This window comes from Variovorax paradoxus (genome assembly GCF_000834655.1).
Lineage (GTDB): Bacteria > Pseudomonadota > Gammaproteobacteria > Burkholderiales > Burkholderiaceae_C > Variovorax > Variovorax paradoxus_F.
The window spans coordinates 1-18,765 of sequence record NZ_JXQQ01000009.1 but is presented as its reverse complement, the minus strand read 5'-3'; the positions used below and the strand labels follow the sequence as shown (position 1 = coordinate 18,765).

Annotated in this window: 20 protein-coding genes and 2 pseudogenes; 4 read left to right on the top strand and 18 right to left on the bottom strand. The window is 63.5% G+C overall.

What is annotated here, in order from left to right; genetic code table 11:
- Positions 1 to 52 precede the first annotated feature (52 nt).
- The 14 genes from RT97_RS04315 to RT97_RS04250 all read right to left on the bottom strand — a co-directional run bounded on the left by RT97_RS04315 (position 53) and on the right by RT97_RS04250 (position 12,880).
- Positions 53 to 1,015 (bottom strand): substrate-binding domain-containing protein, encoded by a 963-nt coding sequence (locus RT97_RS04315; RefSeq protein ID WP_042577553.1) that lies wholly within the window; start codon positions 1,013 to 1,015, stop codon positions 53 to 55.
- Between the two features lie 137 nt (positions 1,016 to 1,152).
- Positions 1,153 to 2,181, bottom strand: a complete 1,029-nt coding sequence (locus tag RT97_RS04310; protein WP_172672152.1) for an ABC transporter permease — start codon at positions 2,179 to 2,181, stop codon at positions 1,153 to 1,155.
- Positions 2,144 to 3,697, bottom strand: a complete 1,554-nt coding sequence (locus RT97_RS04305; RefSeq protein ID WP_042577552.1) for a sugar ABC transporter ATP-binding protein — start codon at positions 3,695 to 3,697, stop codon at positions 2,144 to 2,146. Before RT97_RS04305 ends, RT97_RS04310 begins: the two co-directional genes overlap by 38 nt.
- A complete protein-coding gene (locus RT97_RS04300) occupies positions 3,694 to 4,863 on the bottom strand; it encodes an ROK family protein (RefSeq protein ID WP_042577551.1) in 1,170 nt (389 codons plus the stop codon). Before RT97_RS04300 ends, RT97_RS04305 begins: the two co-directional genes overlap by 4 nt.
- Before the next feature lie 228 nt (positions 4,864 to 5,091).
- Positions 5,092 to 5,511, bottom strand: coding sequence for a F0F1 ATP synthase subunit epsilon (locus RT97_RS04295; RefSeq protein ID WP_013543863.1), 420 nt, complete (start codon positions 5,509 to 5,511; stop codon positions 5,092 to 5,094).
- Positions 5,512 to 5,529: 18 nt separating this feature from the next.
- Positions 5,530 to 6,930 carry a F0F1 ATP synthase subunit beta gene (gene atpD / locus RT97_RS04290; RefSeq protein ID WP_042577550.1) on the bottom strand — a complete coding sequence of 467 codons (1,401 nt, stop codon included), beginning with the start codon at positions 6,928 to 6,930 and terminating at the stop codon, positions 5,530 to 5,532.
- A gap of 126 nt (positions 6,931 to 7,056) precedes the next feature.
- Positions 7,057 to 7,440 (bottom strand): hypothetical protein, encoded by a 384-nt coding sequence (locus RT97_RS04285; protein ID WP_042577549.1) that lies wholly within the window; start codon positions 7,438 to 7,440, stop codon positions 7,057 to 7,059.
- 88 nt (positions 7,441 to 7,528) lie between these two features.
- Entirely contained in the window at positions 7,529 to 8,404 is an 876-nt protein-coding gene (gene atpG, locus RT97_RS04280; RefSeq protein WP_042577548.1) for a F0F1 ATP synthase subunit gamma, read from the bottom strand.
- Between the two features lie 33 nt (positions 8,405 to 8,437).
- On the bottom strand, positions 8,438 to 10,051 hold the full coding sequence (gene atpA / locus RT97_RS04275) for a F0F1 ATP synthase subunit alpha (protein ID WP_042577547.1): 1,614 nt from the start codon (positions 10,049 to 10,051) through the stop codon (positions 8,438 to 8,440).
- 48 nt (positions 10,052 to 10,099) lie between these two features.
- The gene (locus RT97_RS04270) at positions 10,100 to 10,630 is read right to left on the bottom strand and encodes a F0F1 ATP synthase subunit delta (RefSeq protein ID WP_042577546.1); all 531 of its coding nucleotides are present in this window, start codon (positions 10,628 to 10,630) and stop codon (positions 10,100 to 10,102) included.
- Between the two features lie 8 nt (positions 10,631 to 10,638).
- The gene (locus RT97_RS04265; protein WP_007830193.1) at positions 10,639 to 11,109 is read right to left on the bottom strand and encodes a F0F1 ATP synthase subunit B; all 471 of its coding nucleotides are present in this window, start codon (positions 11,107 to 11,109) and stop codon (positions 10,639 to 10,641) included.
- A gap of 77 nt (positions 11,110 to 11,186) precedes the next feature.
- Positions 11,187 to 11,450 carry a F0F1 ATP synthase subunit C gene (atpE, locus tag RT97_RS04260; RefSeq protein WP_007830191.1) on the bottom strand — a complete coding sequence of 88 codons (264 nt, stop codon included), beginning with the start codon at positions 11,448 to 11,450 and terminating at the stop codon, positions 11,187 to 11,189.
- 70 nt (positions 11,451 to 11,520) lie between these two features.
- Complete coding sequence (gene atpB, locus RT97_RS04255; protein WP_042577545.1) at positions 11,521 to 12,390, bottom strand: F0F1 ATP synthase subunit A; 870 nt, start codon at positions 12,388 to 12,390, stop codon at positions 11,521 to 11,523.
- Between the two features lie 4 nt (positions 12,391 to 12,394).
- Positions 12,395 to 12,880, bottom strand: coding sequence for an ATP synthase subunit I (locus tag RT97_RS04250; RefSeq protein WP_042577544.1), 486 nt, complete (start codon positions 12,878 to 12,880; stop codon positions 12,395 to 12,397).
- A gap of 157 nt (positions 12,881 to 13,037) precedes the next feature.
- Between RT97_RS04250 and RT97_RS04245 the strand changes: the two genes are divergently transcribed.
- From RT97_RS04245 to lipA, 4 genes are read left to right on the top strand one after another with little or no spacing between them, the layout of a single operon-like run.
- Positions 13,038 to 13,931, top strand: coding sequence for a D-amino acid aminotransferase (locus RT97_RS04245; protein WP_042577543.1), 894 nt, complete (start codon positions 13,038 to 13,040; stop codon positions 13,929 to 13,931).
- Positions 13,928 to 14,236 carry a YbeD family protein gene (locus RT97_RS04240; RefSeq protein ID WP_042577542.1) on the top strand — a complete coding sequence of 103 codons (309 nt, stop codon included), beginning with the start codon at positions 13,928 to 13,930 and terminating at the stop codon, positions 14,234 to 14,236. The genes RT97_RS04245 and RT97_RS04240 overlap by 4 nt, the downstream gene beginning before the upstream one ends.
- Before the next feature lie 12 nt (positions 14,237 to 14,248).
- Positions 14,249 to 14,953 carry a lipoyl(octanoyl) transferase LipB gene (lipB, locus tag RT97_RS04235; RefSeq protein WP_042577541.1) on the top strand — a complete coding sequence of 235 codons (705 nt, stop codon included), beginning with the start codon at positions 14,249 to 14,251 and terminating at the stop codon, positions 14,951 to 14,953.
- A gap of 7 nt (positions 14,954 to 14,960) precedes the next feature.
- Positions 14,961 to 15,944: a lipoyl synthase gene (gene lipA / locus RT97_RS04230; RefSeq protein ID WP_042577540.1), complete on the top strand. Its 984-nt coding sequence runs from the start codon at positions 14,961 to 14,963 to the stop codon at positions 15,942 to 15,944.
- 96 nt (positions 15,945 to 16,040) lie between these two features.
- Here lipA and RT97_RS04225 read toward each other — a convergent pair whose 3' ends face one another.
- The 4 genes and pseudogenes from RT97_RS04225 to RT97_RS33585 all read right to left on the bottom strand — a co-directional run.
- Positions 16,041 to 16,829 carry a PoNe immunity protein domain-containing protein gene (locus RT97_RS04225; protein ID WP_155403723.1) on the bottom strand — a complete coding sequence of 263 codons (789 nt, stop codon included), beginning with the start codon at positions 16,827 to 16,829 and terminating at the stop codon, positions 16,041 to 16,043.
- Between the two features lie 154 nt (positions 16,830 to 16,983).
- A complete protein-coding gene (locus tag RT97_RS04220; RefSeq protein ID WP_042577539.1) occupies positions 16,984 to 17,955 on the bottom strand; it encodes a PoNe immunity protein domain-containing protein in 972 nt (323 codons plus the stop codon).
- 133 nt (positions 17,956 to 18,088) lie between these two features.
- Positions 18,089 to 18,346: pseudogene (locus RT97_RS04215) on the bottom strand (helix-turn-helix domain-containing protein); the annotation flags it as partial.
- Positions 18,347 to 18,463: 117 nt separating this feature from the next.
- Positions 18,464 to 18,765 (bottom strand): annotated as a pseudogene (locus tag RT97_RS33585) (type VI immunity family protein); the annotation flags it as partial.

Below are 18,765 nucleotides of genomic sequence, written 5' to 3'. Positions count from 1 at the left end.
GCCGCCCTCACCCCCGCCCTCTCCGATGGGGAGAGGGAGCAAGACCACAAACTCAGAAAGGCGAGTTGGGGTGGTAGAAGTCCTTGGCGTTTTCCTTGGTGATCAGCACCGAAGGAATGATCGTCGTCGCCGGCAGCTTCTCGCCCTTCAGGCGCGCTTCGGCGGTGAGCTTGATCGCGTCGTAGATGAACTTGGGCGAGTAGCTCACGTCGGCGCCGATGCGCTTGTCCTTGCCGTCCATGATGGTCTTGACCATGTCCTTGGCGCCCGCGCCGCCGAACACGATCTTGATGTCGTCGCGCTTGGCCTGCGAGATGGCCTTGAGCACGCCCACGGCCATGTCGTCGTCGGCCGCCCAGATGGCGTCGATCTGCTTGAAGCGCGTGAGGTAGTCCTGCGTGACCTTGAAGGCGTCGTCGCGGTTCCAGTTGGCGTACTTGGCATCGAGCAGCTTGATGTCGGGGCTGCCCTTGAGCACCGCGTTGAAGGCGTCCATGCGCTCGTTGTCCAGCGTGGTGGCGATGCCGCGCAGCGCGACCACGTTGCCCTTGCCGCCCAGCGTCTTCACGATGTATTCGGCGGGGATCTTGCCGAAGGCGGTGTTGTCGCCGGCCACGTAGGCGTCCTGCGCGCTGGTGTCGGTGAGACCGCGGTCGACCACGGTGACGTACGCACCCTTGGCCTTGACCTGCGCGACCGGCTTGGTCAGCGCGGCCGATTCGAACGGGAACACGACGAGCGCGTTGATCTTGGTGACCGTCGACAAGTCCTGCAGCTGGTTGGCCTGCTCGGGCGCGTTGGCGGCGGTCTTGATCGTGATCTTCAGGTCCTTGTGTTCCTTCTCCAGGTCCTTCTTCGCCTGGTTGGCCCAGTAGTTGATGCCGCCCATGAAGCTGTGCGTGGCTGCAGGAATCGAAACGCCGAGATTGACCTTTTCCGCGGCGAGCGCGGGCAGGCTGGCAAACGCTGCCGCGGCGACGGCCGTGAGTGCGATGCGACGAGTGAAAGTTGTCATGCTGGATGTCTCCTCTTGGTGGGTGGAATGAAACGGGAAAAACATTTGCGGCCGAGCGCCGGGCCGCCCCAAGCCGGCCGCGCCTCCCCCTCGGGTGGTGGAGTTGCGCGAGCGGCGAGTGAAAAGCCGGGGGGCCATCATCTGCGGCCGCGTTGAAGGAACGCGACGATGATGATCACGAAGCCCTGAACTGCAGCATTCAGGTACACGCTGATGATGCTGGTGAGGTTCAGGATGTTGCTGATGACCGAGAGCAGGATCGCGCCCACCACCGTGCCGGTGATGCTGCCCGCGCCGCCCTTCAATGCCGTGCCGCCGACGATCACCGCGGCGATCGCCTCGAGCTCCCACAGGAGGCCCGTGGTCGGCGAGGCGGAGCCCAGCCGCGGCACGTACAGCAGCGTCGCGATGCCCACGCACACGCCCAGCAGCACGTAGGTCATGATCTTCACGCGGTCCACGTCGACCGCCGCATAGCGTGCCACCTGCTCGTTCGAGCCGATGGCCTGCACATAGCGCCCGTAGGCCGTGCGGTTGAGGATGACGCCGCCGATGATCGCGACGATCACGAACACCCACACCGGCACCGGGATGCCCGCCAGGCTCGCGTAGTACACCGGCGCATAGAGGTCCGACAGTTCGTTGTCGAGCGTGAGCGCGCCGCCGTCGGCGAAGTACGTGAGGTACGCCCGAAAGATGCCCAGCGTGCCCAGCGTCACGATGAAGGGTTCGATGCGCCCCTTGGTGATCAGCAGGCCGTGCGCGAGGCCGAACACCGCGCCGAGCACCACTGCGAGCACAGCGCCCATCACTACCGCCAGCAGCGGCGAGCCCGAGGCCGGTCCGGCCCAGTTGATGAACATGATCACGCTGCCGGCGATGAGCGCGGCCATCGAGCCCACCGACAAGTCGATGCCGCCCGAGATGATCACGAAGCACATGCCCACGGCGATGATGCCGATGAAGGCCGTGCGCGTGAGCACGTTCATCGCGTTGTCGACGGTGGCGAAGTCGCCGTTGAGCAGCGTGCCCGCGATGCACAGCAGCACGAGGCCGATGACCGGACCGAGGCCGTGCAGGCGCGCCATCCAGCCTGGCTTGGCTTCGCCGCGATGCGCCGCGGCGTCTTCAGGCAGCGACGGGGGAGTTTGCTGTTCCGGTGGCATGAGCGATGAGCTCCTCTTCAGTCAAATGGTCCGCGTCCAGCGTGGCGACGAGCTTGCCTGCGCGCATCACCGCGACGCGGTGGCACAGGCCGATCAGTTCCATCAGCTCCGACGAGACGACGATCACCGCGAGCCCTTCGCGGGCGAGTCGCTGGATCAGGAAATAGATGTCGCGCTTGGCGCCCACGTCCACGCCGCGCGTGGGCTCGTCCAGCACCACCACCTTCGGTTGCGGCTGCAGCACCTTGGCGAGTGCGAGCTTCTGCTGGTTGCCGCCCGAGAGCGACGAAGCCTTGACGTCGAGGGAGCCGGTGCGGATGCCGTAGTCCTTCACCGCCTCGGCCAGCGCGCCGCGCTCGCCTTCGGGCTGCAGCCACGGCTTGGCGTAGCGCTCGAGCGCCATCAGCGTCAGGTTCTGGCGCAGGCCGAAGTTGACGTGCAGGCCCTTGCCCTTGCGGTCCTCGCTCAGGTACGTGAGGCCGTTCTTGGCGGCATCGCGCGGATTGCGCCAGCCCTTGTTGTGCGGCACGGGCTTGCCGAGCATCTCGACGCTGCCGCTCGCGGGGCGCAGGCCCAGCAGGCCTTCGAAGAGCTCGGTGCGGCCGGCGCCGACGAGGCCCGCGAAGCCGAGGATCTCGCCGGGGCGCACTTCGAAGCTCGCGTCCTGCGCCCAGCCGGGCACGGTGAAGTTGCGCACGCGCATGGCGGGTGCGTCGGCGGCCACGACGAGGTCGCGCGGCGGGTAGAGGTCGGCCAGTTCGCGGCCCACCATCAGGTTGGCCATCTGGTGGCGCGTGACATCGGGCGTGAGCGCGCGGGCGACGAAGCGGCCGTCGCGCATGACGATCACCTCGTCGGTCACCTGCTCCACCTCGTCGAGCTTGTGCGAGATGTAGACGATGGTCACGCCGTCTGCGCGCAGCTGCGCGATGAGCTTGAACAGGCGCTCGGTCTCGCCGGGCGTGAGCGTGGCGGTGGGCTCGTCCATGATCAGGAGACGCGCGCGGCGGGCGATGGCCTTGGCGATTTCGACGAGCTGCTTCTCGGCCACGATGAGCTTGCGCACCTTGGTGCGCGGATCGACCTGCAGGCCGACGGCGGCAAGCGCAGTGGCGGCGTCGCGCTCCATCGAGGCGTCGTCGAGCAGCCAGCCTTTTTTCTTTTCGTGGCCGAGGAAGATGTTCTGCGCGACGCTCAGGTCTTCGGCGAGGTTGAACTCCTGGTGGATCAGCACGATGCCCAGCGCTTCGGCATCGCGCGAGCTCGTGAACTGCTGCGGCTGGCCGTTGATGCGCAGCCTGCCGCCGGTGAGCTGTTCGTAGCCCGCGAGGATCTTCATCAGCGTGGACTTGCCCGCGCCGTTCTCGCCGAGGAGGCCGTACACGCGGCCGGGTGCGAGCTCGAAGCTCACGCCGTGCAGCACCTGCACGGGGCCGAAGGCCTTCACGACGCCGTCGAACTCGACGGCGACGCTGCCCTTGGGACTGGCGTGGTCGTGGGTGTTGTCTGCACTCATGGCGCGACTCCGCGAACTTTCAGGGTCTCGTGCATCGCGAGCACGCCGGCGCCGACGAGGCCGCCCTGCGTGCCGAGCGGCGTGTACTGGATCTCCAGGTGCCGCGTGGAGAGCGCGAGCGAGCGCTGGTACACGCTCTGCCGCACGGCCGCGAGAAACAGCGGCCCGATGCGCGTGATGCCTCCGCCGATGAACACGTGCGACGGATTGAAGAAATTGACGACCGACGCGAGCATCTGACCGATCAGGCTGCCCGCGCGCTGGATGATCCCGTTGGCCGCCGTGTCGCCGCCGCGGCTGGCCTGGCCCACGTCGATTGCGTCGATGCGGCCGTGCACGCGCAGGCATTCGGCCAGTGCTTCGCTCTCGCCCGCCTCGGCCGCCTGCATCGCCATGCGCGTGATCGCAGGGCCGGCCGCCATCGCCTCGACGCAGCCGAGATTGCCGCAGTGGCAGCGCGGGCCTTCCTGGTCCACGCAGATGTGGCCCACGTCGCCCGCGGAGCCCGCCGCGCCGCGGTACACCTCGCCGTGGCAGACGATGCCGCAGCCGATGCCGGTGCCGATCTTGATGACGAGGAAGTTGGTGAGCGAGCGCTTGAGCCGCCACAGCTCGCCCAGCGCCATGAGGTTCACGTCGTTGTCGACGAACACCGGCGCGGCGTAGTCCTCGCGCAGGTAGTCGCGGATCGAGAAGCTGTCCCAGGCCGGCATCAGCGGCGGGTTCACGAGCTGGCCGATCTCGAAGTTGACGGGGCCGGGCACGCCGATGCCGATGCCCAGCACACTCTTGGCGCTGTGGCCGCAGCGGGCGAGCAGCTCGCGCATCAGCATGCGAACGCGGGCAAGAACGACCGCGGGGCCGTCGCGCACGTCGGCCGGCTCGTCGTGCTGCGCGAGCACGGTGAGGTCGGGGCGCAGCACCGCCACGTCGAGGCTCGTGGCGCCGATGTCGATGCCGATGAGCACGCCGAGGCCGGCATGCAGCTGGAGGTTTTCGGCGCGGCGTCCGCCCGAGGAGCGCTGGAGGCCCGCTTCGGCCAGCAGCCCCTGGTCGACGAGACCGGCGATCAACGCATTGGCCTTGCTCTTGGAAAAGCCGAGTTGTTCGGCCATGGCATGGCGCGAGCCGCCGGCCGACCAGAAGGTCGTTTCCAGCAACTGCATTTCGTCCGCAGTGATGCCACTCCAGGGTGCCACGCGCTTGTCTCCGTGTTCTTTTGCTGCCATCCCGCAGTCTGGGGCTGTCGGGCGAACGCGAATACTAGGGGCAGGGCTTCAGCCGGACAAGGCCTAACTTCGACCAAGTTCAGATCGAAGATGGCTGGATGCACCCATCCAAGCGCAAAAAAGCCGCCCGAAGGCGGCCTTTTCTGGAGGCAAGAGCCCGGGCTCTTATTTTTTCTGGCGGTACTTGCGCAGCGCAGCGATCTGCGCGGCCATCACGGCCAACTCGGATTGCGCCATCGCGATGTCGATGTCGCTCTTCGCGTTCTTGAGCGCTTCCTCGGCTGCCGCCTTGGCCACGTTGGCCTTCTCGTCATCGAGGTCCTTGCCGCGGATCGCGGTATCGGACAGCACGGTGACCGCGTTCGGCTGCACTTCGAGAATGCCGCCGGCCACGAAGACGAACTCTTCGCCGCCGTCGGCGGTTTCGATGCGCACGGCACCGGGGCGGATGCGCGTGATCAGCGGGGTGTGGCGCGGATAGATGCCGAGCTCACCGGCTTCACCGGGCAGCGCGACGAACTTGGCTTCGCCCGAGAAGATCGACTCTTCCGCGCTGACCACGTCGACGTGAATGGTGTTTGCCATCTGAGTTCCTATGCCGCCTTAAGCGACCTTCTTGGCTTTTTCGAACGCTTCGTCGATGGTGCCCACCATGTAGAACGCTTGTTCCGGCAGGTGGTCGGCTTCGCCGTTCACGATCATCTTGAAACCACGGATGGTTTCGGCCAGCGGCACGTACTTGCCAGGCGAGCCCGTGAACACTTCGGCCACGTGGAACGGCTGCGACAGGAAACGCTGGATCTTGCGGGCGCGGGCCACGGCGAGCTTGTCGTCGGGAGCCAGTTCATCCATGCCCAGAATCGCGATGATGTCGCGCAGTTCCTTGTAGCGTTGCAGCGTGCCTTGCACGGCGCGGGCCACGTTGTAGTGCTCTTCGCCGACCACGTTCGGGTCGAGCTGGCGCGAGGTCGAGTCCAGCGGGTCCACGGCGGGGTAGATACCGAGCGAGGCGATGTCACGCGACAGCACCACGGTCGAGTCCAAGTGGGCGAAGGTCGTGGCGGGCGACGGGTCGGTCAAGTCGTCGGCGGGCACGTACACGGCCTGGATCGAAGTGATCGAGCCGACCTTGGTCGAGGTGATCCGCTCTTGCAGGCGGCCCATTTCCTCGGCCAGCGTGGGCTGGTAGCCCACGGCGGAAGGCATGCGGCCCAGCAGCGCCGACACTTCGGTACCGGCCAGCGTGTAGCGGTAGATGTTGTCCACAAAGAACAGCACGTCACGGCCTTCGTCGCGGAACGACTCGGCGATGGTCAGGCCGGTCAGCGCCACGCGCAGGCGGTTGCCCGGCGGTTCGTTCATCTGGCCGTAGACCATGGCCACCTTCGACTCGGGGAGGTTGTCCAGGTTCACCACGCCGGAGTCGGCCATCTCGTGATAGAAGTCGTTGCCTTCGCGGGTACGTTCACCCACACCGGCGAACACCGACAGGCCCGAGTGAGCCTTGGCGATGTTGTTGATGAGTTCCATCATGTTCACGGTCTTGCCCACGCCGGCGCCGCCGAACAGGCCCACCTTGCCGCCCTTGGCGAACGGGCACACCAGGTCGATCACCTTGATGCCGGTTTCCAGCAGGTCTTGCGAAGGCGACAGTTCGTCGTACGCGGGGGCCTTGCGGTGGATGGAAGCGGTGAGGTCCTGGCTCACTTCGCCGCGCTCGTCGATCGGACGGCCGAGCACGTCCATGATGCGGCCGAGCGTGGCCTTGCCGACGGGCACCGTGATGGGGGCACCGGTGTTGGTCACGATCAGGCCGCGACGCAGGCCGTCGGACGAGCCCAGCGCGATGGTACGCACCACGCCGTCGCCCAGCTGCTGCTGAACTTCGAGGGTCAGTCCGCCGCCTTCGAATTTCAAGGCGTCATACACCTTGGGCATCTGGTCACGCGGGAACTCCACGTCGACCACGGCGCCGATACATTGGACAATTTTTCCTTCAGCCATGGCGTTTCCTTCTGGATGGATCTCAATAAATTTGCGACAGGTTCTTGCAGAAGCGTCCTGGTGCCAAAACGGGCCGCTTTTGCAAGAATGCCGGACGGGCCGGCACCCTTGAACTACTTCTTCAGATCAGCACTTCATGGCCGTCGCTTGTGCAGCGAAAGCGTCCGAAGCAGCCTTGCAGGCCTGGCCCAGGGCAGCCTTGTCGGTGCCCATCGAAGCCCAGGTCGCCTTGGTCTGGTCGAGGCTGGCCTTCATCGCATCGGCGGCAGCGCCGCTTTGTGCGCCCACGCAGGTCTGGACCTTCGTCAGGTAGTCGTTGCACTCTTGCGGCAGGTCCGCGGCCGATGCCGTCGGGGCTGCAGCAGGTGCTGCGGCCGGAGCCGGTGCCGGAGCGGCAGGAGCGGGTGCAGGTGCGGCGGCGGGAGCCGGAGCAGCGGCAGGCGCTTCTTCCTTCTTGGAGCAAGCAGTCAGAGCGGCAGCAACAGCCACCAGAACGAGAAGTTTCTTCATTTGCGCAAAGTCCCCTTAAAAGTAGGCCTGTGTCATCAGACGCGCAGAGCGCGCCCGTTCGGCAATGTGGCCCGATGCACTGCCTCTATCAAACGCCGGCGGCTGCCGCCGCACCCGACACGATTTCCGACAGCTCTTTCGTGATGCCGGCCTGCCGAGTCTTGTTGTAGACGAGCTTGAGCTCGCTGATCACGTTGCCTGCGTTGTCGGTGGCAGCCTTCATGGCCACCATCCGCGCCGAGTGCTCGGACGCCATGTTCTCGGCCACGGCCTGGTAGACCAGCGACTCCACATAGCGAACCAGCAGCTCGTCGATCACGCTTTGCGCATCGGGCTCGTAGATGTAGTCCCACGAATGCTGGCCTTCCTCGACCTTCAGCGAGTCTGCGGCCAGCGGCAGCAGCTGCTCGACGAGCGGCTCCTGCTTGATCGTGTTGATGAACTTCGTGTAGCACAGGTACACGGCCGAGAGCTTGCCTTCCGCATAGGCGTCCAGCAGCGTCTTGACCGGGCCGATCAGCTTGTCCAGGTGCGGCGTGTCGCCCAGGTGGGTGACATGCGCGACCACGCGGGCGCCGATGCGGTTCAGGAAGCCCAGGCCCTTGCTGCCGATGGCCACCGACTCGATGGCAACGCCAGCGGACTGCGCCTCGCGCAGCTTGGTCGTCACGGCGCGCAGCAGGTTGGTGTTCAAGCCACCGCACAGCCCCTTGTCGCTCGTCACGATGATGAAGCCGATCGCTTTCGCGTCGCTCTTCTTCATGAATGCGTGCGTGTACTCGGGGTTCGCCTTGCCGAGATTGGCCGCGATGTTGCGGATCTTCTCGCTGTAGGGGCGGGCGGCACGCATGCGCTCTTGCGCCTTGCGCATCTTGGAAACCGAGACCATTTCCATGGCCTTGGTGATCTTCTTGGTGTTTTCCACCGATTTGATCTTGCCGCGGATTTCCTTACCAGCTGCCATATGAACTCCTTCTTGCGTCGGTCAAGGGGTCGATCAGGCGAACGACTTCTTGAACGAGGTGGCGGCTGCCAGCAGTTCGGCTTCGGCGTCCTGGCAAACCTTCTTGAAGGCTTGCTTCTCGGCGCTGTCGTCCGGCTTGGCGGGCTTCACATCCCACTTGGCGCCATTCTTTTCCATGGTCTCGAGCAGAGCCGCGTGGCTCGTCTTGAGCAGCTGATGGAAGCCGTGTTCGAACGAGAGCACCTTCTTGACGTCGATGTCGTCCATGAAGCCCTTGTTCACTGCGAACAGCGTGGCATTCATCAGCGAGATCGGCAGCGGGCTGTACTGGGTCTGCTTGAGCAGTTCCGTCACGCGCGCACCGCGGTCGAGTTGCTTGCGGGTCGCTTCGTCGAGGTCGGAAGCGAACTGCGCGAACGCGGCCAATTCACGGTACTGGGCCAGGTCGGTACGGATACCGCCCGACTGGTTCTTGATCAGGTTGGTCTGCGCCGACGAACCCACGCGCGACACCGAGATACCGGCGTTGATGGCGGGACGGATGCCGGCGTTGAACAGGCTGGTTTCCAGGAAGATCTGGCCGTCGGTGATCGAGATCACGTTGGTCGGAACGAAAGCGGACACGTCGCCGGCTTGCGTCTCGATGATCGGGAGAGCCGTCAGCGAACCGGTCTTGCCCTTGACTTCACCCTTGGTGAAGGCTTCGACGTAGTCGGCGTTCACGCGGGCTGCGCGCTCGAGCAGACGGCTGTGGAGATAGAACACGTCGCCGGGGTAGGCTTCGCGGCCTGGCGGGCGGCGCAGCAGCAGCGACACCTGGCGATAAGCCACGGCTTGCTTGGACAGGTCGTCATAGACGATCAGCGCGTCCTGGCCGCGATCGCGGAAGTATTCGCCCATCGTGCAGCCCGAGTAGGCCGACACGTACTGCATGGCTGCCGATTCGGACGCCGATGCGGCCACCACGATGGTGTAGTCCATCGCACCGGCTTGTTCCAGCGAGCGCACCACGTTCTTGATCGACGAAGCCTTCTGGCCGATCGCAACGTAGACGCAGGTCATGTTCTGACCCTTCTGGTTGATGATCGCGTCGATCGCCACGGCGGTCTTGCCGGTCTGGCGGTCACCGATGATCAGCTCGCGCTGGCCACGGCCGACGGGCACCATCGAGTCGATAGACTTCAGGCCGGTTTGCATCGGCTGGTCGACGGACTTCCGTGCGATCACGCCCGGAGCAACCTTTTCGATCACGTCGGTCATTTTGGCGTTGATCGGACCCTTGCCGTCGATCGGCTGGCCCAGGGCATTCACCACGCGGCCGATGAGCTCGGGGCCCACAGGCACTTCCAGGATGCGGCCCGTGCACTTGACGGTGTCGCCTTCGGAGATGTGCTCGTACTCACCCAGAATCACGGCGCCGACCGAGTCGCGCTCCAAGTTCAGCGCGAGGCCGAACGAGGGGGTGCCGTCAGCCGTAGGCGGGAACTCGAGCATTTCGCCCTGCATCGCGTCGGACAGGCCGTGCACGCGCACGATGCCGTCGGTCACCGAAACCACGGTGCCCTCATTGCGGATGTTAGCGCTGACCCCAAGGCCCTCGATGCGGCTCTTGATCAGTTCGGAAATTTCTGCGGGATTGAGTTGCATGACTCTTTCCTTCTTTCTTTGAGGCTACAAGTAGAGGGCTGAAGACCGTCAGGCCGCCAGCGCAACTTTCATTTGTTCAAGGCGCGCTTTGACGGAGGTGTCGAGCACCTCGTCGCCGACCACCACACGAATGCCGCCGATCAGTTCCGGGTCCTGCTGGACCGTGACCTGCAGCTTGCGGCCGAAACGCTTTTCAAGCGCAGCCGACACGTTGGCCAGAGCCGCGGCATCGATCGGGAAGGCGCTGTAGACCACGGCGTCGGACGAACCGCTCTTCACGTTGGCCAGTGCCCGGAACTGCTTCGCAATTTCCGGCAGCACCGAAAAGCGCCCGTTCTCCAGGAGCGCACCCAGGAAGTTCTGGGCGTGGGCGGCCAACGGCGCACCGAAGGCGCCGGCGACCACACCGAGAACCTGTTCGGCCGTGGCCTTGGGGTTGTCGGCGAATTGCTGGAGCTCGGGGCTGGCCGCGATGGCGGCAACCTTTTCGAGCCAGGCGCTGGTTGCGGCGACGTCGGACGACGAGGCCTTGAAAAGCGCCTCCGCGTAGGGACGTGCAATGGTGGCGAGTTCTGCCATGGCTTCTATCAGAGTTCGGTCTGCAGACGGGCGAGCAAATCGGCGTGAACGCCTGCATTCACTTCCTTGCGCAGAATCTGCTCTGCGCCCTTGACGGCCAGCGCGGCAACCTGCTCGCGCAGGGCTTCACGGGCCTTCAGTGCCTGCTGGTCGGCTTCGACGCGGGCAGCTGCAACGATCTTGTTGCCTTCTTCGGTCGCACGGGCCTTGGCCTCTTCAACGATGGCCTGGGCGCGACGTTCGGCGTCGGCAAGACGTTGCGCGGACTCGTTGCGTGCCTGGCCCAGTTCGGCTTCCACGCGCTTGTTGGCGGCGGACAGTTCGGACTTGGCCTTGTCGGCGGCAGCGAGGCCTTCGGCGATCTTCGCAGCGCGGTCGTCCAGCGCCTTCGCGATCGGCGGCCACACGAACTTCATCGTGAACCCGACCAGGATCAGGAACACGATCATCTGAACGATCAGGGTACCGGTAATGCTCACTTTTCACCCTCTCTTTGGGATTGAATGCGAAGCCATTCCACAGAGGGGAACGACGACACGGGTCCGACGAGAAAGACTTACTTCGGCAGGTTGGCGATCTGAGCCAGGAACGGGTTGGCCGTTGCGAACCACAGGGCGATACCGGTACCGATAATGAAAGCAGCGTCGATCAGGCCAGCCAGCAGGAACATCTTGGTCTGGAGTTCGCCCATGAGTTCGGGCTGACGTGCGGCCGACTCGAGGTACTTGCTGCCCATGATGCCGATGCCGATACATGCGCCCACAGCGCCCAGACCGATGATCAGGCCGGCGGCCAGTGCAACAAAGCTAATAACTTCCATGATGACTCCTAGAGGACTTTGGTTGAAGAGAAAACGAAAAACAGAAACGAAACGGGGGTGATCTGCGCGATCAGTGGTGATCGTGAGCCTGGCCGATGTAGACCAGCGTCAGCATCATGAACACGAAGGCTTGCAGCGTGATGATCAGGATGTGGAAGATGGCCCAGGCCGTGCCCGCGATGATGTGGCCGATCGCCAGGCCGATGCCGGTGGCCGACAGCGTGAAGGCGCCGCCCATCAGGGCGATCAGCAGGAAGATCAGTTCGCCAGCGTACATGTTGCCGAACAACCGCATGCCGTGCGAGACGGTCTTTGCGATGAATTCGATCATCTGCATGGCGAAGTTGAAGGGGTACAGCGCCCAGTGGTTGCCGAAAGGTGCGGTGAACAGCTCGTGGATCCAGCCGCCGGCACCCTTGATCTTGATGTTGTAGAAGATGCAGATCAGCAGCACCGCCACCGACATGCCCATCGTCACCGAGAGGTCGGCCGTAGGCACGACGCGCAGGTAGGCGTGGTGCGGGTCGGCGCCGGCGATGCCGAAGATCTTGGCCCAGATCGCCGGGAACAAATCGACCGGGAACAGGTCCATTGCGTTCAGCAGGAAGATCCAGACGAAGATGGTCAGTGCCAGCGGAGCGACGAACTTGCGGCTCGTGGCGTTGTGCACGATGCCCTTGGCTTGCTGGTCGACCATTTCGACCAAGAGTTCGACGGCGGCCTGGAAGCGCCCCGGAACGCCCGAGGTGGCCTTGCGTGCAGCCAGCCAAAGCAACCAGCAACCCAGGATGCCCAGGGAGATGGAGAAAAACAGCGAATCGAAGTTGAAGACCGAAAGATCGGCCACACCTGCGGGCTTGGAGCTTTGCAGATGCGTCAAGTGGTGAACGATGTATTCACCAGCGGTCTGACCATGTTCCGCAGCGTTTTCAGCAGCCATTCCGTTACTCGTCTCGTTGTTGCCGGCGCCGGGGCGAGAACATCACCGCCAACCAGGCCGCCTTCATTGTCACCACTAAGCCGACCAGCATTGCGGGCCAGCTCAGCGCCGTTATCAGCCTTGGCGCGGCGATCAGCATCGCCACGGACAAGGCCATCTTGACCATTTCCCAGAGGAAGAACCCAAACACCGCAGTGCCCGGATTCAGGGAAGAGAACCTGCCGGTCAACCCGCGTGCGAACACCGCCGCCGGAATGACCACTGCGATCGCGCCGTAAGCGGCGGACCAACCCAGATTTTGCCTCCCCGTCAGTCCCCAGATGGCCAGAGCCACCACCAGACCGACAACCAACTGACCCGCGACCACCCGCCAAGGGGAGACCGAAGGGTTCTTTGCTCGCAGTTCACGCGCCTCATCGGCGGTCAACGGCTTGAATTCTGCGTCGAGGTCTTCAGCGACCTCCGTGTCTTGCCGGGCGATTGTTTTCATGTCGAATGAAGCCCGGATGACGACCCAGAATTTCTACAAAGCCATTGATTATAAGTAAAAACCCAGCCACTCCCGCCAGATCCGCGTTGCAGTTGCAAATCGATGGCCACAAGACCTGACGTGAACCCGACTCGGCGCACGCAACCATAATTCCTTCATGCACCCTATCACCGACGCCCTGCCCGCCACGCTTTGTTACCTCGATGGCGAGTACACCGCCCTGCGCGACGCGAAGATCAGCGTCCTGGATCGCGGCTTCATTTTCGGCGACGGCATCTACGAGGTCGTTCCCGTCTACGGCGGCCAGCCCTTCTGCTTCGAGGAGCACATGGCGCGCCTGGACCGATCGCTCGCCGAGTTGCAGATTGTCAATCCGCTCTCCCTCGCCCAGTGGCGCGACATCGTGATGCGCCTGATCGCCCCGGGCGGCAACGCACCACAAGCCGTCTACTTCCAGGTCACCCGCGGCGTCGCCCCGCGCGACCACGCCATGGTCAGGGGCCTCACGCCCACGGTCTTCGTGATGGTGAACCCGCTCCCCCCAGTGGCCGACGCGGTGCGCGCCAAGGGCGTGGCCTGCGTCACCGCAGACGACTTCCGCTGGCAGAAGGCCCACATCAAGAGCACCAGCCTCCTGGGCGCCGTGCTCTCCCGGCAGATCAGCGTCGAGGCCGGCGCGGCCGAGACCGTCATGTTCCGCGGCGATTGGCTGAGCGAAGCCTCGTCGAGCAACGTGTGGATCGTGAAGGACGGCGTGCTCATCGGCCCGCCCAAGGACAACCTCGTGCTCACCGGCATCCGCTACGGCCTCCTCGAGCGCCTGTGCCGGGAAGGCGACATTCCCTTCGCGCTGCGCCGCGTGTCGCGCGACGAAGTGTTCGGCGCCGACGAACTCATCCTGTCCTCGGCCAGCAAGGAAGTGCTGCCCGTCGTGACGCTCGACGGGCAGACCATTGGCAACGGCCAACCCGGCCCCATCTACAAGAGCTTGTATGCCGCCTACCAACAGGCCAAGCAACGCAACGCTGAGAAGCAAGGAGCCACTGCATGACCGAGAACACCACCGACGCAGTCACCACACCCATTCCCGATCCGCGCAAGGAGTCGCTGATCGAGTACCCCTCGCAGTTCCCGATCAAGGTCATGGGCGCCAAGACCGATGGCCTGGTGCACGCGATCACGCAGATCGCCGAGCAGTTCGATCCGACCTTCGACGCCACCACGGTCGAGCTGCGCGACAGCAAGGCAGGCAACTACCTGGGCGTGACGATCACCGTCACCGCCACCAGCCGCGAACAGCTCGACGACCTCTATCGCGCGCTCTCGGGCCATCCGTCGGTCAAGGTCGTTCTTTGAGTTGAGCCCCGGATGACCACGGTCGCAGAGCTCCCCGTGAACACCGCCATCGCCCCGCAATGGCTGGGCCGCGTCGACTACGCCGGCACCTTCGCGGCGATGAAGCAGTTCACGCTGGAGCGCGCGCCCGGAACGCCCGATGCGCTGTGGATCTGCGAGCACGCCCCCGTGTTCACGCAGGGCATCGCCGGCAAGCAGGACCACATCCTGAACCCCGGCGACATCCCCGTGGTGCAGACCGATCGCGGCGGCCAGGTCACCTTCCACGGCCCGGGCCAGGTGGTGGCGTATCCGCTGATCGACCTGCGCCGCGCCGGCTACTTCGTCAAGGAATACGTCTACCGCATCGAGGAATCGGTGCTGCGCACGCTCGCGCACTTCGGCGTGACCGGCCACCGCGTGCCGGGCGCGCCGGGCATCTACGTGCGACTGGACGACCCGTTCTCTCATGCGGCACTGACCGGCCCGTTGCCCGCCAGCGACCCGTTCCGCGGCCTCGGCAAGATCGCCGCGCTCGGCATCAAGGTGAGCCGCCACGCCACTTATCACGGCGTTGCGCTCAACGTCGACATGGACCTCGAACCCTTCTCGCGCATCAACCCTTGCGGCTACGCGGGGCTGCAAACGGTCGACCTTTCTACAATCGGCATCCAAACCACATGGGAAGAAGCTGCCGGCGTGCTGGGCCAAAAGCTCACCGCCTTCCTGGCACCTTAGCAATCCAATGAGCACCACCGAAGTCGTCCGCGACGCGCAAAGCGCCGAAACCTACAACCCCCTGGCCAAGCAAAAGGCCGCGGCCAAGCTCTCGCGCATACCCGTCAAGGTCGTGCAGACCGGCGAAGTGCTCAAGAAGCCCGAGTGGATCCGCGTGAAGGCCGGCAGCCCCACCACGCGCTTCTACGAGATCAAGCAGATCCTGCGCGAAAGCAACCTGCACACCGTCTGCGAAGAAGCCTCCTGCCCGAACATCGGCGAGTGCTTCGGCAACGGCACGGCCACCTTCATGATCATGGGCGACAAGTGCACCCGCCGCTGCCCGTTCTGCGACGTGGGCCACGGCCGCCCCGACCCGCTGGACAAGGACGAGCCCCTCAACCTCGCCAAGACCATCGCCAAGCTGCGCCTGAAGTACGTGGTGATCACCAGCGTCGACCGCGACGACCTGCGCGACGGCGGCAGCCAGCATTTCGTCGATTGCATCCGGAACATCCGCGAGCTCTCGCCGATGACGCAGATCGAGATCCTCGTGCCCGACTTCCGCGGCCGCGACGACCGCGCCCTCGAGATCCTGAAGGCCGCGCCGCCCGACGTGATGAATCACAACCTGGAAACCGCGCCGCGCCTTTACAAGGAAGCGCGCCCCGGCAGCGACTACCAGTTCAGCCTGAACCTGCTCAAGAAGTTCAAGGCGCTGCACCCGAACGTGCCGACCAAGAGCGGCATCATGGTGGGCCTGGGCGAAACCGACGAAGAGATCCTGCAGGTGATGCGCGACATGCGCGCCCATGACATCGACATGCTGACCATCGGCCAGTACCTGTCACCGTCAGGCTCGCACCTGCCAGTGCGCCGCTATGTGCACCCGGACACGTTCAAGATGTTCGAGGAGGAGGCCTACAAGATGGGCTTCAGCCATGCGGCCGTGGGAGCGATGGTGCGGTCGAGTTATCACGCAGATCAGCAGGCGCACGCGGCTGGGGTGTGAGGCAGCGCGGGGCGAGTGCATCGCACCGTTCGTATTGCATAGCGAGGCTGCGTTCGGCGATGCAGTGATGCACATCGCTCGCGAGCCTGCATCCGGTCACGCGCTCGTTCGATACGCGCGTGCCCGATCTGCAAGGTCCGTTGGGTAGACCAAGTGGTCTCGATAGCTGCTGTCGTCGATATCCCAGAGCACCGTAACCAGCGCAGCTTCGAAAGCCCAATAGCCAAAGTAGGACGGACCTTCCTTGCCAGTGTGCGTGCCGTGCCAGTAGCAGTCCGCCATGTTCTTGTACCAGCCGTCCAGGAATTCCTTGACCAGTGCGGGCCGATCCTGCGCATCGGGTGCAGTCGCCCTGGCGAGCGGGCGATAGGCAATGGGGTGCAGCAGCACGCGTTCCACAGGCTCATTTTTTCCTGTCAGCTTCTCGACGACGGCTTCAAACAAGCCGTCGCGTCCCCGGTTGTATTCGGCGTTGCCGTCGATCCAGCCCGTGACGGTCGGGATCAATTCCGCACGGCCGAGCAAGCGGCATAAAGCCAGGAGCCACATGATGTAGACATAGGCCTCATGCTGCGTGATTTCGAGTGTGTCGGCCTCATTGCGCGGTGGGTCTTGCAAGCGAGGAGAAACTTCACTGCCAATGAAGTCATCAAAGTTCTCGACCACGCTCGGTAGTTGAGTCCTCAATTCCTCTATCGAATGCCCTGCCGTGTAGCGAAGTATCAATAGTTCCAATCCGCCCGTGGCGATCGACCACCGATAGTCGGAGACCGCTTCTTTGACCAACTCGGTCTCGGCAACGTGCCTGCGATCGCCATCGATTCGATGCTTCAGATCGTCATCGAGTTCGCGAGCATTGATCTCGTTCAAGAATTTTTGCCGCATCGTTTTGGATCCATCGTCTCCGTACATTGCATTTGCCCGACCCAATTTGCGCAGATTCCAGTTCAGGAGCGATACCAAATCATCGACTTCATCGGACTCCGCGAACTCAGGGCACATCAAGCTTCGCCCGTCCCCAGAGTTGCAGAAATGAGCCTCAGAGCTTAGGTGTGGACTGGTTAACGTCCCATTGCCAGAACGTCGAACCGTAGTCACTGCCCCCGATGACCGGCATCGCTTCACCCTGTTTGAGATAGCGCCGACTTCCCTTCAGCGCAGGCGTGAACCACCAACCTGCCTGCGGGCACGACTCCCCTCCCGGCGTGCGACTCGGGCCTGACGTTAAAGCTTCTGCTTGATGCTCACGAGCCCAATCGACAAGGTCCTTCGGGTAAACCAAGTGGTCTCGGTAGCTGCTGTCGTCGATATCCCAGAGCACCGTAACGAGCGCAGCCTCGAAAGCCCAGTAGCCGAAATAGCCAATTTGATCTGTGTGAGTGCCGTGCCAGTAGCACTCTTTCAGGCCCTTGTACCAACCGTCCAGGAATTCCTTGACCAATGCGGGGCGATCGTCGGCATGCTCTGCGATCACGGCTTTGCCCAACGGGGCGTAAGGCGCAAGATGCAGGATGTAGCGCCCCGGATCTTCCATCGCGCCCGTGAGCTTGCCCACGACCTGTTCGAAAAGGGTGTCACGGCCTCGGCTGAATTCACGGCCAATGTTCAGCCAACTCAGAACCTTGGATACTAGATCGGCATGGCCTAGCAGCTTGCACAGGGACAGAATCCACATGACATACACGTAGGCCTCGATCTGCGTGATGGTGAGGGTGCGAGCTTCGCTTGGAGGCGGATTGTCGAAAGGGATGTATCGGTCAAATGCTTCGATGACGGAGGGAAGCTCGCGTGACAAGCTCTCTACAGGACGGCCTGCGGTGTAGCGGAGGATAACGAGCTCGAGCGAATACGTTGCGGCCATCCAAGCGGATTTGCTTCGCGCTTCCTCGCGGAGATCCGGGTTGCCAGCCCTCTCGGTGTAGCGTCGAATTCCGAATGTCAGATCGTCATCCCGTTCATTTGCGTGCGACTCGCTCAGGAATTTTTGTCGTCGCATGTCCTTGAATGCCATGTCGCAGTGTGCCCTTTCAGATATTGTTGGATTCCGCCGATCTCTGACCCTAGATTTCCATTGAATACTGACCCACCCGCTTTATGAGCCTGAAGGCTTCACGGTGTGGATAAGTGCTTGGTGTTCTCCTTGTGTGGATCTGCCGCAGATTGCGCCGCTGTTTCCGCGATTTGGTGGCCTCGATCGCGAGCCAGGTCGCGAGCTTCTCGGCATAGGGATCGAGCTTGCTTGAGCTCTCCCGCTTGGCGTAGCGCGGCATTTCTTCGCCCGCACGCAGGTATTTCTTTACGGTGTTGCGAGACAGGCCTGTACGCCTGGCTATCTCGCGAATGGACATCTGCTCTCGCAGGGCCCAGCGTCTGATGACACTCAATGTCGCCACGTCTATCACTCCTAGGATCCCCTGCTTTAAAAATGAGCAGGGTAGGGTTTTAGGTGGGTCAGTCTTAGACGGAAATTACTGCGTTAGCTGGGTCAATTTTCGACGGTAACCAACAGCCCGGATATCTCAGAGTTTCGGCGCAGACTGATCAACGTACCAATGCCAGAACGTCGAGCCATAGTCACTGCCCTCGATGGCAGGCATGACATCGCCAACTTTGAAGTACCGGCGACTGCTCGTCTTGGCCGGCGTGAGCCACCAGCCCGTTCGAGAGCAAGGCTGACCACCGGGTACAGAAGCAGGTGGTTTCTGTTCGTCGCTCTCAGGCGAGAGCTTGCCTCTTTGCTCAGCACTGGGCCAGTCGCCGTCGTCGTCGAAGCGACGCATCCAGCGCAGTGAGCTCTCGTAACCAAACCGCGGGTTGGGAT